9 protein-coding genes are annotated in these 14,399 nt (G+C 58.5%); 2 read left to right on the forward strand and 7 right to left on the reverse strand.

What is annotated here, in order from left to right:
- The first annotated feature begins 159 nt into the window (after positions 1-159).
- Positions 160-1,401, forward strand: coding sequence for an NAD(P)/FAD-dependent oxidoreductase (locus JH15_RS06785; protein WP_043528225.1), 1,242 nt, complete (start codon positions 160-162; stop codon positions 1,399-1,401).
- Between the two features lie 309 nt (positions 1,402-1,710).
- Here the strand turns inward: JH15_RS06785 and JH15_RS06790 are convergent, their stop codons facing one another.
- The 6 genes from JH15_RS06790 to guaB all read right to left on the reverse strand — a co-directional run bounded on the left by JH15_RS06790 (position 1,711) and on the right by guaB (position 11,472).
- A complete protein-coding gene (locus JH15_RS06790) occupies positions 1,711-2,394 on the reverse strand; it encodes a hypothetical protein (RefSeq protein ID WP_043528228.1) in 684 nt (227 codons plus the stop codon).
- Positions 2,395-2,697: 303 nt separating this feature from the next.
- Entirely contained in the window at positions 2,698-5,637 is a 2,940-nt protein-coding gene (locus JH15_RS06795) for a DEAD/DEAH box helicase (RefSeq protein WP_043528230.1), read from the reverse strand.
- 218 nt (positions 5,638-5,855) lie between these two features.
- Complete coding sequence (locus tag JH15_RS06800) at positions 5,856-7,232, reverse strand: hypothetical protein (protein ID WP_052383931.1); 1,377 nt, start codon at positions 7,230-7,232, stop codon at positions 5,856-5,858.
- A 2-nt stretch (positions 7,233-7,234) separates the two neighbouring features.
- Complete coding sequence (locus JH15_RS06805; protein WP_231566380.1) at positions 7,235-7,939, reverse strand: potassium channel family protein; 705 nt, start codon at positions 7,937-7,939, stop codon at positions 7,235-7,237.
- Positions 7,940-8,239: 300 nt separating this feature from the next.
- The gene (guaA, locus tag JH15_RS06810; RefSeq protein ID WP_043528235.1) at positions 8,240-9,814 is read right to left on the reverse strand and encodes a glutamine-hydrolyzing GMP synthase; all 1,575 of its coding nucleotides are present in this window, start codon (positions 9,812-9,814) and stop codon (positions 8,240-8,242) included.
- 188 nt (positions 9,815-10,002) lie between these two features.
- Positions 10,003-11,472, reverse strand: a complete 1,470-nt coding sequence (gene guaB / locus JH15_RS06815) for an IMP dehydrogenase (RefSeq protein WP_043528983.1) — start codon at positions 11,470-11,472, stop codon at positions 10,003-10,005.
- Between the two features lie 166 nt (positions 11,473-11,638).
- Between guaB and xseA the strand changes: the two genes are divergently transcribed.
- A complete protein-coding gene (gene xseA, locus JH15_RS06820; protein WP_043528237.1) occupies positions 11,639-12,994 on the forward strand; it encodes an exodeoxyribonuclease VII large subunit in 1,356 nt (451 codons plus the stop codon).
- A gap of 4 nt (positions 12,995-12,998) precedes the next feature.
- Here xseA and glrR read toward each other — a convergent pair whose 3' ends face one another.
- A complete protein-coding gene (glrR, locus tag JH15_RS06825) occupies positions 12,999-14,393 on the reverse strand; it encodes a two-component system response regulator GlrR (RefSeq protein WP_156105258.1) in 1,395 nt (464 codons plus the stop codon).
- Positions 14,394-14,399 lie beyond the last annotated feature (6 nt).

A 14,399-nucleotide genomic window follows, 5' to 3' on the forward strand; every position in this document is an offset into this window, starting at 1 on the left:
TTGCTCTTGGATAAATATTCGGCCTTTTTCCATCAATTAAGATTAAAAATCTTAGTTACTAGCACATAGCCGATTTTCTTGTAAGCACTGATAAACTCCGAACAATGATAGGCACCGCCCCCGGCGGCGCTTTCCCTATTCATTAGCGAGGAGACTCTCGTGGCCCGCAATATCATCGTTCTGGGTGCCGGCATGGTCGGCGTTTCGGTGGCCTGGCACCTGGTGCGTCGCGGTCATGACGTCACGCTGGTGGACCGCCGCGAGCCGGGGCTCGAGACCTCCTTCGGCAATGCCGGCATCATCCAGCGCGAGGCGGTGCGCCCCTACGCCTTCCCCCGGGATATCGGCACTCTGCTGCGGGTGCTGCCCAACCGCGAGGTAGATATCCGCTACCGCCCCACCGGCATGATGAGCGCAGCGGGCCCGCTACTGGACTACTGGCTGAACTCGAGCGGTGAGCGCTACGCGCGCATCGTGCGCGAATGGGCGTCGCTGATCGTACGCTGCCAGGACGCCCACGCGCCGATGATCGAGGCCGCCGGCGCCGAGGCGCTGGTGCGTAAGGGGGGCTGGCTGGAGCTTTACCGCACCCGCAAGGAATTCGAGGAACGCCAGAAAGTGGCCAGGGAGAACCACGAGCGCTACGGGGTCGAGTATGAGGTGCTGGATGCCGAGGCGCTCTACGCCAAGGAGCCGCATCTGGGCAAGGGGCTGATCGGGGCGATCCATTGGACACAGCCCTGGATGGTCTCGGACCCGGGCGGCCTGGTGCAGGCCTACGCCCGCAGCTTCGCCGAACAGGGCGGTCGTGTGATGCAGGCCAGCGTCGAGGACGTGCTCCAGACCGAGGGCGGCTGGCGGGTCAAGACCAGCGAAGGCCCCCTGGAAGCCGAGCAGGTGGTGGTAGCCATGGGCCCCTGGACCGGTGACCTGCTGGCAAGGCTCGGCATGAAGGTGCCGCTGTTCGTGAAGCGCGGCTACCACATGCACTACTCCGCCGAAGAAGGAGCCAAGCTCAACCACTGGGTGATGGACGCCGAGAAGGGCTTCCTGCTCGAACCGATGCGCGCCGGGATTCGCCTGACTACCGGCGCCGAGCTGGCCGACCTGGACTCGCCGCCGCAGTACAAGCAACTGGCCGCCGCCGAGAAGGTGGCACGCAAGCTATTCCCGCTGGGCAAGCGTCGCGACAGCCAGCCCTGGAAAGGCGCCCGCCCCTGCCTGCCCGACATGAAACCGGTGATCGGCCCGGCCCCCGGCAAGGCGGGGCTATGGCTCGCCTTCGGCCACGGCCATCAGGGCTTTACCCTGGGCCCGGCCACCGGCGAACTGCTCGCCCAGATGATGGATGGCGAAGCGCCCGCGGTGGACATGGCTCCGTTCCGGGTCGATCGCTTTTGAGTGTGAGGTCATGACGAAGCGGGCGACCTTGGGGCGCCCTCTCTTTATCATCCATTTGGTAAACACAGCGCAGGCATGCTCACGACTCCTCTGTCCCCATGACGACTCCTATTCGCCACGGCGAAGAACGGCAGGATGATACGCTGGCAATCGCAGTGGCATGTTACGAAACGTTTGGATTACCAGCCTGCAGGGCGGCTAACGGCCAGAAGCCGACGCTCAGAAAAGGTTGATGTAATGCTTGCAGCATGTGCGTCCCTCGAATGGAGACGAAGGCACAATGAAAGGGCATCGCCGTGCCTATGCTTGTTATACATCCAACCAAGTCGACCGCAGCTCGGAATTTATGAAAGCCCCCCACTTCCTCCAACTGAAAAAAGAACTTGGGTGGCGAATAAAAACTAACTTCATGTCTTTCTCGGCATGTCGAATTTGTGCAATGATAGGATTGTATTTACCGATTTTTCCAACCCGCTCGATACTCACTCTCTCTCCAAAGTGCTCTCGGAACGCCTTGACCTTCTTTGTCTCTAACCCATAGACAATAACTTGGTCTGGAGAAATAACATCTGAAACTTTATCGAATAAAACCCAGCCGTTCAAGTAATCGCCGTAGCTCGGGCGATGCTTACTACTTTTTAAAACGCGAGCCACTAGGTTATGGTACGCAACCTTATTCCAGAAGACCCGTTTCTCATCGTCGCTTGGTTTCTTTTTCTCATAGATGGCACGCTCAATATTACGGACGAATCTCGACCCTTTTTTGAGCTTTATTGCGTGATTTACATGGAGTTCCCGAAGATTATGTAGACTCGATATTTTTTCGAGATTATTCGTATCTGATGGCTTCCAATTATACACGCTCTCCCCAAGAACCAACGTCTTGCATAATGTTCCGGAGTAATGCAAACCAATCCATGGTAAGCGGTTGATTTCCGATATACCGCAAAGCCCCTGATCGAATCTGCTATCCCACTCGTTTGCGTACACCATCTATAACCCCATTATTTTTAGATAACAGTATCAGAAAGCACACACTGATACGGATAAATGCGCATGTCTTCTGCTTTTATTGGTTATGCTCTGGCTTGCTTGGCACGCTCTTTTTACACTTTCAATGCAGCAACTTTTTTCGCAACAGCCAACTTGGCCATTTTTTATGGGGCTCTCAAATTTGATCGTTAATCTTGTTTACGGCATGCACAAAACTTGTGATGGAAAAAAGTAGGTATCGGGAACACGACTTTAGGGCATTTCACCAACGAAATGAGTTGTAATTCCGCTGGTGTAAATAAATTAAGGACTGACAATAACCTTGATGTCCGAGCCAGAGATGCTCTTGATGTACGAGTAGCTCGTTCCCAAGACTGCAAGCTGCTCCTGCGACACCTTCCTTGCTGATATCGCAGGTTGCACGATCACAAATTTGAAGTTCAGCTCGTGGTCGTGGCATTTGTTGCGAAGTATCTCTAGCTGCTGAGGCGTGCCTTTCAGGATTCTGTCGAAGTCATTGACCAATGATTTCTGGTAGCGATCCATCAGTCGGTTGAAGAACTTATCACCGGTGTGAAGCCATTTTACCGATCTCGACGCCTGACCGCATACCTCGTATACGTCGGCAACGCGCGCCCCGGGTGCGGCCACGCCATTAGTCATCGGACAAAATTTGCAGTGGTATAGGTCAATGTAGATGACGTCCTTGCTTTCTCGAATTGCCACTAGATCAGCGATTTCGCCTTTACCGTCATCGTTGAAGACGATTGAATAGTCATCAGCGATCTTTGCAAAGGTAAAGCCTTGTACAGAGTCCTCACGTCTCTCCGGACGCATGGACTCTTGATGAATTTTCGTTGTTCCCCAATTCCAAGATTCAAGCAAACCGACAGGCAGTTTGACATCCATACTGTTGAGCGAGTAATGACGGTAGTTGCCCTGCACCATGGAGCCATCGACCTTGAGTAATACAAGTGGTTCTGCATCTAGATAGGAATCTAGGGGCATTTCGTGTGGACATAGAATCTTCGCACCAGGGCAGGAGGTCTTGTATCCGTCCTCCAACAGATCGATAGCGATGGAAGTAAGGCGACGCTCCCCACCATCGTTACCTGCGACCAAGACGGGGATATCCAACGTCCGTGCGCCACTGTAATGGGGTTTACCAAGCTCGACATCGAGAAAGTTGAACGTCTCTCCCTCAAAACACAGCGAGATCCTTTGCTCGTTTTCAATCGCGATCGACTCAGGCCAGTCGGCGTAAAACAGGCCTTCTGGCCAGCAGCCCTTGATTTGGTCAACACGCATAACATTTTTGAGTACATCAGCAGGGTCGATGGTGTTGTCGTTGAGTTTGACCGACATGCGCTTGCACCACTCTATCCAGTAGTTGATCGGAGAGGAATTCATCTCCCAAATCTTGCCTTTGTGCGAGCAGCCCACGGTAGTTCTTTCTCCACCCCAAAAACCGGTGGCGAAGATGTTGGATTTCGTAGCATTGCCCTTTTCGATGTCGCTGATTACTTGATTTATATCGCGTCCAACATGCATCGTGAAGCGTAGGTCTTTCCGGGCGCGTGAAAGGCCGACGTTCTGCAGCTTCATCAGCTGAATGTCGTGGAGTGTACGGAAGGTCGGCTCACCATTGATGCGACGTGAGTCTCTGGCCACAAGATTGAGAAAGCGGGTTGCCTGAGTATCGTCACCTGAGGTGTGAACAAAGAGGGTTTCCTGCATCTTGTTGTAGAAAGCGATATACAGGTTCCATTTGGTATCAATAATTTCTTCGGTCTGAGCCCACCCAACCAGAGTCTCTCGCCGGGTCACGGCGATAACTGTATCGGACTGATCGTTGATTGAAATGTACTGCAGTGTTTCTCTGCGCCCATTCAGGCCTTGCGCACGCTGTGGAGTCCAGTCTTTAGGGGAGACGCGATATGCCACAGCGCTAATTTTGGGGTTCGGGTTCAGTCCAAAAATCACCTGGGCATCATTACCGTCGGCAAACTGTTCGTTAAAGTCCGCCTTCGCCATTTCCCGGCTGACTTTTTTCTCACTCACATCGCGTATGACTGCCCCCCAGTCAGCACTCTCCTTGTAAAGGGCTGCCATTTGGTGGTCGGTCTTCTGGTTAGCGATGTTGGCCACAAACTTGGCATCACTAAGAGCCGCATCTACCCTAGTCAGCCGACCAATGAATTGAAGTGTTACAGCAGGGCTTTGGTGTTGATCGTGAATGGCGGCAATTTTAAGCTCGGGCAGATCGAAGCCTTCGCCAAGCATATCTACACAAACGATGATCCGGTGTTTTTTCTTGACGATATCTGCCATAACTCTGGCTTGGTTTGGCACCTTGCTATGGATCAGAACTGGCGTCAGGTCAAGATACTGATTGTAAATCTCAAACAGGTCTGTAGCCCGCTTGTGCGACTTGGCCCGAACCATCATCAAATGGTTATAACCTGCCTTGAGGTCAGCCCGGAGCAGCTCAACAGCCTTATCTGCGATAGCCTGGTCCGACAGCTTGAGGTTATATTCCCGTACCGGATGGAACTCGATCCCTTTGAAATAGCCGTCAAGCTGCGCATCCCGGAGCGGGTAGTTATAGATGATCTTGCCAGTCAAAGCTAAACCATCTTCCCGGAATGGCGTCGCAGTGAACTGAATGCAAGGTTTGCCCCTAAAGGCTATTTTAATTCGGTCCCAACTTGCTGCCACGACATGGTGAGCCTCATCAATCATCAAGTGGCTGCACATGTTAACCAACGAATCCAAAGCGGTATTTTCGAATAGCAACAATGCCTGGGGAGTGGCCACAATGATGTTGGCAGTGGCTAATTCAGCAACCTGCGCCACCGACATCTTCGAATCAATGGCAGCAAGCATAGGATTGCGCGCCATGTCCGATACTGCCCCAACTGCACGCAGCGTTTTCATCTCAGCGCATTTGTTCACCAATTGAGTTCTGAGAGCGTCCGACGGTACGAGGATCAGTGTACGCCTCATTTTCGCGGCAATGATCAGCGCGAGCATTGTGTCGGTTTTCCCTGTGCCGGTGGGCATGACCACGGTAGCCGTAGCGGCGGGCTCGACCACCAGATGGCCTAGGGTCGCGTAAAGTGCGGCTAGTTGTGGCTTTCGTAGACCAGGCGTATTGGTCTTAGGGTCGTCCAATCTAAAATTGAATAGATGATTTTGCCAGCTTTGGTACACATCCGAATGCGTTATTATTAAATCATCCATGGCGATTACCTGAGAATATAAAGGAATTTCTTTGCTAGGTGGCGCAATGCCTCTGTTGCACATGACTGTGTAGGCATACGAACAAGACCAGTCGAGCCCCGACGCGGGATTGTTGAACTTATAGTGTCAGCTTCTGCCGAGATGTCCGCTCAAGGTCGTTAGCTGACTTCTTAAGCCTCTCGACGGAGATGTCAATCTCGTTAATGATGCGCTAGAGGCTACTTAGCCACTTCCCACACTTTCGTAACATCTTTCCTTGCCTCCGCCTCATCGCCTAAGGCGTCATTCTTTTCCTCGACCGGATCACGCCGGTGCAACTTAGGCGGTGGCGCTATCCAAGCCCTGAGTCTTTGACCGACCTGCTCATAGAAATGCGGCACCGCCTTTTCCAACTCTTCGATGAATATCTTGTTACCGGAAAAGCGATGGCCAAGGTCGGCCATGTAGAACACCTCGAAAGCGCTGGGCACTACATTAGTTGCCGAGGACTCAAGTACCGCCGCATCCTCGATCACCTGGACGAGCGGCTTCTGAGTTTCCTCGGCACGGCCCGGCCTAACCGCTTTGACGAACATGCTCTCGGCTTCGGATTTGTTGAGCTGTTTGGTCAGCCAATTCACTCGCGCCGTGCTGCGCTTCTTGCCCTGTGGTGCAGAGAGCCTCATGGAGCAGACAATGGTTCGTAGAGTCAGGTCGGCCGTTACCTCCAGATCCGCAGCGGCATCTGGTACTTCCAAGCAGCACTTAAGCACTTTCTCCTTAGCCAGTAACTCGCAGTCGTCCTTAAGTCGCTGCACCGGGTCTGTGCGGTGGGCACGGGCCAGCTTAAGCTTTACCGGGCGCCCTAGTTTTCGACTCATCACCAGGCATAGGTCGCGCTGCTCCTGATGCCAGCTGGAGACGGTGTTTTCCACTTCCTCGGTATTCTTACCCAGCACGGCGCCACTTTTGACCTTGGCTACAATCTCTTTCCACTCTCGATTCATGCTGTCGAAGCGGGATATGCCGCTGGATTCATGGCCGAGATAACGGAGAACTTCTTCCAAGAGAAAACGTTGGTCCGGCGATTCAATTTCGCCGGACTCCAGCAACAGCGTCGCCTGGGTAACCGCGTACATCCATGACCAATGATAAAGTTCGACACCCTTCAGCATCGTTTTTGGCACCTTAACTGGATGATGCGAGGGCATGGCTACGAACTGGTTGGTGATGGTAATGACAGCATCCACTTTGTGCTTCTTGGCTTGCTGTAGATATTGCTTGAGCTGTTCCTCACCGATTTCAGCATTGCCGATCTTGGCCTCTACCAAGGCGTTCCATGTCTTGCGTCCCGTCTGCAGCACAATCAACCCATCGGGGCGATCACTCTTAGCAACGCCGGGATCGGCCTCTAATACGATTTCCGTCCAAGCGCCCAATACCGCCCTAGCCCCGACACGCACTCCCAGCGACAAAAGCATCTGCTGTCGGAACTCTTGCACGCCGCGAAGAGCAGCAAGCAGAACCGAGGCCGCACGTTGTTCTCGGTTGGTATCGGCAACAACAGGTATCAATCGGGCTTCTTCGCCACGTTTGGCAAAATCGGGACGTTCCAAGGTCAATCTCCTTGCGTGTTGTCTTTATTCTGGAAGGCATCGCTGAATGCAGCGGCCAAGATGCCGGTGGGCATGGCGATGATACCGATGCCCGCTACAGCGGTGATGCCGGCAAACACCTTACCTAAAGCGGTAATAGGCGTTACATCGCCGTAGCCCACGGTGGTTAGAGTGGCGATACTCCACCACAAGGCCCTCGGAACGCTGCCGAAGGCATCGGGCTGGCTTGCAGCTTCCACCACGTAGAGGCAAGCGGAGGAAAATAGCAGCAGCAGACCCGCCACGCCCACGCTGAGCAACAGTTCATGGGTACGTGAATGCAAGGCGTCGGCCAATGCCGACCAGGCCTGACTAAATCGCCCCAGGCGAGCGAGTCGTAGCATGCGCAAGAGTCGAAGTAGCCGCAGCAGGAAAGCATTGTTATAGGCAAGGAAACCCAGGAAAAAAGGCAGGATGGCAATCAGATCGATAAGTGACCAGAAGGAGAAGATGTAACGGAGGCGTCCGGCAATACCACGGTAGCGCGTGTCTTCCCCTACCGCATACAGGCGAAGCAGGTATTCGAAGATGAAAACAGTTACGAAGAATGCTTCAAGGAGGGGGAACAGCCCTGGTGCCAAGCTGCGCACGGTCGGTTCAGTTTCTAAGATGGCGATGAATGATGCTAACAGGATGAGGATGCTTACGGCTTGATTGACAGGCGACAAACCCGGACCATGCCAGGCTTCCGGTGCTAACAGCTGATGGAGTGTTGCCCTACGCATAACGCATTACTTCTTCGTCAGGGCACGTTACCGCTATAACCGACATGGTGTGATGGCTTTTCAAGCCTCTCCTTGGATAGCCCTGTCTACGTTGTAATACTCGTTCTATCGGCAGTCGTCTCAGCGACCTTAACCTGAGTTAACTAAACCCTGTAACGAATTGCAAAGAAAAAGGGCCTACCCTTTGGTAGACCCTTGATCCCGGTCAACTTAGCCGTGTCAGGCGTTCTGCCTAGGCCTGCCTCACTCCCACTCAATCGTCGCGGGCGGCTTGCTGCTCACGTCATAGGTCACACGCGATACGCCGCTGATCTCGTTGATGATGCGGTTGGAGACGGTTTCCAGCAGTTCGTACGGCAGGTGGGCCCAGCGGGCGGTCATGAAGTCGATGGTTTCCACCGCGCGCAGGGCGATAACCCATTCGTAGCGGCGGCCGTCGCCGACCACGCCAACGGATTTCACCGGCAGGAACACGGCGAAGGCCTGGCTGGTCTTGTGGTACCAGTCGGCCTTGTGCAGTTCCTCGATGAAGATGGCGTCGGCTTCACGCAGGATATCGGCGTATTCCTTCTTCACTTCGCCGAGAATGCGCACGCCCAGGCCGGGCCCCGGGAAGGGGTGGCGGTAGACCATGTCGTAGGGCAGGCCGAGTTCGAGGCCGAGGCGGCGCACTTCGTCTTTGAACAGTTCGCGCAGCGGTTCCACGAGTTGCAGCTTCATGGTCTCGGGGAGGCCGCCGACGTTGTGGTGCGACTTGATCACATGCGCCTTGCCGGTCTTGCTGGCGGCGGATTCAATCACGTCGGGGTAGATGGTGCCCTGGGCCAGGAAGTCGACACCCTCGATCTTGCTGGCTTCGTCATCGAACACGTCGATGAAGGTGTTGCCGATGATCTTGCGCTTGGCTTCGGGGTCGTTCTCGCCTTCAAGGCGCGAGAGGAACAGGTCTTCGGCATCGACGCGGATCACCTTCACGCCCATGTGGCGTGCGAAGGTTTCCATCACCTGCTCGCCTTCCCCTTTGCGCAGCAGGCCGTTGTCGACGAACACGCAGGTGAGCTGGTCGCCGATGGCCTTGTGCAGCAGCGCCGCGACCACAGAGGAATCCACCCCGCCGGAAAGGCCGAGCAACACGTGGCGGTCGCCGACCTGGTCGCGTACGCGGGCGATCTGGTCTTCGATGATCTTGGCGGCGGTCCAGAGTTTTTCCGCCTGGCACACGCCCAGCACGAAGTGCTCGAGGATGCGCTGGCCCTGCAGGGTGTGCGTGACCTCGGGGTGGAACTGCACGCCGTAGAAGTGCTTTTCCGGCCAGCTCATGGCGGCGATGGGGCAACTGGGAGTCGAGGCGGTCACGGTGAAGGTGTCCGGCACCTGAGCCACCTTGTCGCCGTGGCTCATCCACACGTCGAGCAGCGCCCTGCCTTCGGGGTCGACGTGATCCTTGATGTCCTTGAACAGGTCGTCACTGCTGTCGATACGCACCTGGGCGTAACCGAATTCGCGCTTGTTCGAGCCTTCCACGCGGCCGCCCAACTGCTCGGCCATGGTCTGCATGCCGTAGCAGATGCCCAGCACCGGCAGGCCCAGCTCGTACACGCACTCCGGCGCCCGCGGCGAGCCTTCGGCGATGGTGGATTCCGGGCCGCCGGAGAGAATGATGCCGTTGGGGTTGTACTCGCGGATCTCCTCCTCGGTGATATCGAAGGCACGGATCTCGGAGTAGACGCCGATCTCGCGAATACGGCGGGCGATGAGCTGGGTGTACTGGGAGCCGAAGTCGAGGATCAGGATCTTGTGGGCGTGAATGTCGGTCATCTGGACGTCTCTTGAAGGCGGCGTTTCAGCAGCGGGCCGGGACAAAGCGTATGAGGGGAATAACTCAACGGCGTCGCTGGGTGAGCGTCAGGCTAGGCGAAAACGGCCGAGACAGCGCAGTTGACGTGGATGTCAATGAGCATGCCGAGGCCGTTTTCAACAACGCATGACGCCGCCCAGCGGCGTTGTTAACCAGCCCTATAGTTGGGCGCTTCTTTCGTGATCTGAACATCGTGGACGTGCGATTCCGCGAAACCGGCGCCAGTGATCTGCACGAACTCCGGCTTGGTGCGCATTTCCAGCACGCTGGTGCAGCCGGTGTAGCCCATGGAGGCGCGCAGGCCGCCCATCAACTGGTGGACGATGGCGCTCATCACGCCCTTGTAGGGCACGCGGCCTTCGATGCCTTCCGGCACCAGCTTCTCGGCACCTTCGCTCTTGTCCTGGAAGTACCGGTCGGCCGAGCCCTGGCTCTGGGACATGGCACCCATCGAGCCCATGCCGCGGTAGGCCTTGTAGGTACGACCCTGGTAGAGCTCGACCTCGCCCGGGGCTTCCTCGGTACCGGCGAGCAGGCCGCCGATCATCACGCTGCTGGCCCCGGCGGCAATCGCCTTGGCCAGGTCGCCGGAGAAGCGCACGCCGCCATCGGCGATCAGCGGGATGTCGTAGGGCTTGAGCGCTTCGGCCACGTTGGCCACCGCGGTGATCTGCGGTACGCCCACGCCGGCCACAATGCGCGTGGTGCAGATGGAACCGGGGCCGATGCCCACTTTCACCGCGTCCGCACCGGCTTCGGCCAGGGCGCGTGCGGCCGCGGCGGTGGCGATGTTGCCGCCGATCACCTGCACGTCGGGATAGTGCTCCTTGACCCAGGCGACACGCTCGATCACGCCCTTGGAGTGGCCGTGTGCGGTATCCACCACGATGGCATCGACACCGGCTTCGACCAGCGCCGTCACGCGGTCCGGCGTTTCCGGGCCGGTACCCACCGCAGCGCCGACCAGCAGGCGGCCATCGCTGTCCTTGGCGGCATGCGGGTAGGTGCGGGCTTTCTCGATATCGCGCACCGTGACCAGGCCGTGCAGGCGGAACTGATCGTCGACGATCAGGATCTTCTCGATGCGGTTTTCCTGAAGCTTGACCTTGATGTCGGAGAGCGGCGTACCCACCGGCACGGTGACCAGCTTCTCGCGCGGGGTCATGATCGCTTCGACGCTGTCGCTGTAATCGGGCTGGAAGCGCATGTCGCGGCCGGTCACGATGCCGACCAGGGTCTCGCCCTCGACCACCGGGAAGCCGGAGTAGCCGTACTCTTCGGCCATGCTCAGCAGGTCTTCCAGCTTGGCCTTGGGCCCGACGGTCACCGGGTCCTTGACGATCACGCTCTCGTGCTTCTTGACCTTGCGCACCTCGGCGGCCTGGGCGGCAATGGACATGTTCTTGTGGATGATGCCGATCCCGCCTTCCTGGGCCATGGCGATGGCCAGGCGCGCTTCGGTCACGGTGTCCATGGCGGACGACACGAGCGGGATATTGAGTTCGAGATTGCGGGTCAGGCGGGTCTTGAGGCTGACATCCTTGGGAAGAACGTCGGAATAGCCGGGGACAAGTAATACGTCATCGAACGTAAGAGCTTCTTGCGCCATACGTAACATATCGGCAACACCCATTGAACTGTGGAGGACGGGGCGTGAGGGAAGTTAATCGACCATTATAACGGTTTGATGGCAGGGGCAGCAATGTAAGCGCCCATGGCCCTGCCGGGCTGATGTGGCGATGCGGCAATGGTAGGCTGGGTCGATCGAATCCAGGAATGCGCTCATGCAACCGCCCCCCGAATCGGCGCTGTCCGTCAGCGAACTCAACCGCCGCGCCCGCCTGTTGCTGGAGCGCGATTTCGGCCAGTGCTGGGTCGAGGGCGAGCTTTCCGGTGTGTCGCGGCCGGCGTCGGGGCACGTCTATTTCACGTTGAAGGACGACCGGGCCCAGTTGCGCTGCGCGCTGTTCCGCAATCGGGCGCGCTTCGTGGCCACGCCGCTCAAGAACGGCGACCGGGTTCGTCTGCTGGGGTCGGTGTCGATCTTCGAGCCACGCGGCGATTACCAGATGATCGTCGATGCGGTGCAGCCCGCAGGCCAAGGCGATCTGCTGGTGGCCTTCGAGCAGCTCAAGCAGCGCCTGGCCGTCGAGGGCGTGTTCGCCAATGCGCGCCCCCTGCCCTGCCCACCGCGCCAGTTGCTGGTGATGACCTCACCCACCGGGGCGGCGATTCGCGATGTGCTGGCGGTGCTCCAGGCGCGCTGGCCGCTAGCCCGGGTCAATGTCATACCGGTACCGGTACAGGGGCGGGAGGCGGCCCCGGCCATGATCCGCGCCCTGGCGCTGCTCAACCGCGCCACACAGCCCGGCGGTCGTTTCGACCCTGAACGCGATGCATTGCTGATCACCCGCGGCGGCGGCAGCCTGGAAGACTTGTGGGCGTTCAATGACGAGCACCTGGCCCGGGCGATCTTTCATTCGCGGTTGCCGGTGATGTCGGCAGTGGGCCATGAGGTGGACGTGACGCTGGCCGATTTCGCGGCCGATGTGCGGGCTCCCACGCCCTCGGCGGCGGCGGAACAACTGGTGCCGGATCAACACGACCTGCGCCTGCGCCTCAAGACGCTCGATTCGCGCCTGATCCGCGCCCAGCGTGCCCGGCTGGATAGCGAGGCGCAGTGCCTCGATCACTTGCGCGCCCGCCTGCGACACCCGGGCGAGCGAGTGGCCCAGCAGCGTCATCAGCTCAGCCAACTGGAAGCGCGCCTGCACCGGGCGATGTCGGCCCGGCTGGCCGCTCATCATCAGCGCCAGCGTCATGCCCTGCAGCGCCTGCTGGCCTTCGACCCCAACCAGCAGCTTCATCGTGCCCAGCAGCGACTGAGCCAGGCCGAAACGCGGCTGCATGCGGCGATGCCGCGTCGGTTGGAACAGCACCGCGCCCGGCTGGGGTCGCTCGCCCGCGAGTTGCAGGCGGTCAGCCCGCTGGCGGTACTCGGGCGGGGGTATTCGATTCTGGAGAACGATACGGGGCAGGTGATTCAGCGCGCCCAGGACACCCAGCCCGGCCAGGTGCTGACCGCACGGCTGGGTGAGGGACGGCTCAAGGTGGAGGTCAAACGGCGTTTGAAGTCCTGATCGCTCAGGACATCATCGGATCGACCTTGCCCATCGGGGTGTCGCCGCCGGGCTTGAAGGCGCTGGGTTCGAGCTCGTGGCGGGCCAGCAGCTTGTAAAAGTCGGTGCGGTTGCGCCCGGCAATACGCGCGGCCTGGGTCACGTTGCCCTCGGTGATCTTGAGCACCTTGATCAGGTAGCTGCGCTCGAAGTTGGCACGCGCCTCGTTGAACGAGGGCAGCGCATTCTCTTCGGCCGTCAGCGCCTGGGCGACCAGGGCCTCGGGAATGATCGGCGAGCTGGTCAGGGCCACGCACTGCTCGACCACGTTGACCAACTGACGCACGTTGCCCGGCCAGGCCGAGGCGGCCAGCAAATTGAGCGCTTCGGACGAGAACCCTTTGACGAACGGCTTGTGGCGCGCTGCCGCCTGGGTGACCAGGTACTTGGCCAGCAGCGGTACGTCCTCGGCACGCTCCTTGAGGGGCGGCAGCTTGAGGTTGACCACGTTGAGGCGATAGTAGAGATCCTCGCGGAAGTCGCCCTCGCTCATGGCGCGGTCGAGATCGCGGTGAGTGGCCGAAATGATGCGTACGTCGATGGGTACCGACGCCGTCGAACCCAACGGGCGAATCTGACGCTCCTGCAGGGCGCGCAACAGCTTGACCTGCAGGGTCAGCGGCATGTCGCCGATCTCGTCGAGGAACAGGCTGCCGCCGTCGGCGGCCTGGAACAGACCTTCATGCTGGCTGATCGCCCCGGTAAAGGCGCCCTTGGCGTGGCCGAACAACTCACTTTCGAGAAGCTGCTCGGGCAACGCGCCACAGTTGATGGCGATGAAGGGCTTCTTGGCCCGAGAGCTGGCGCGGTGGATGGCGTTGGCCATCAGTTCCTTGCCCGACCCCGAGGGGCCGGTCAGCAGCACGCTGACATCCGAGGCCGCCACCATGCGCGCCTGTTCGAGAATGCGCTCCATCTGCGGGCTGCGGGTGATGATCCCGGCCCGCCAGTCGTCGTCGGAGTCGCCCGAGCCGGGGGCCTGGCGCAGCGCTTCATCGATGGCAGTGAACAACTCGTCGCGATCGACCGGCTTGGTCAGGAAACTGAACACACCCTGGCGGGTCGCGCTCACGGCATCGGGAATCGAGCCGTGGGCGGTCAGGATGATGACGGGAAGCCCCGGAGACTGGCGCTGGATTTCATGAAACAGCGCCATGCCATCCATCTCGTCCATGCGCAGGTCCGACAGCACCAGGTCGGGACGCTCATGAGCCAGGCAGCTCAGGGCTTCCTGGCCGCTCTGGGCGGTCGTGACACGAAATCCCCGGCTCTCGAGGCGCATCCCCAACAATTTCAACAGGCTGGTATCGTCGTCCACCAGCAGGATATACGAGCCTTGGTTTCTGGCGGCGTGCTTCACAGTCAA

The sequence above is a fragment of the Litchfieldella xinjiangensis genome (genome assembly GCF_000759345.1).
GTDB lineage: Bacteria > Pseudomonadota > Gammaproteobacteria > Pseudomonadales > Halomonadaceae > Litchfieldella_A > Litchfieldella_A xinjiangensis.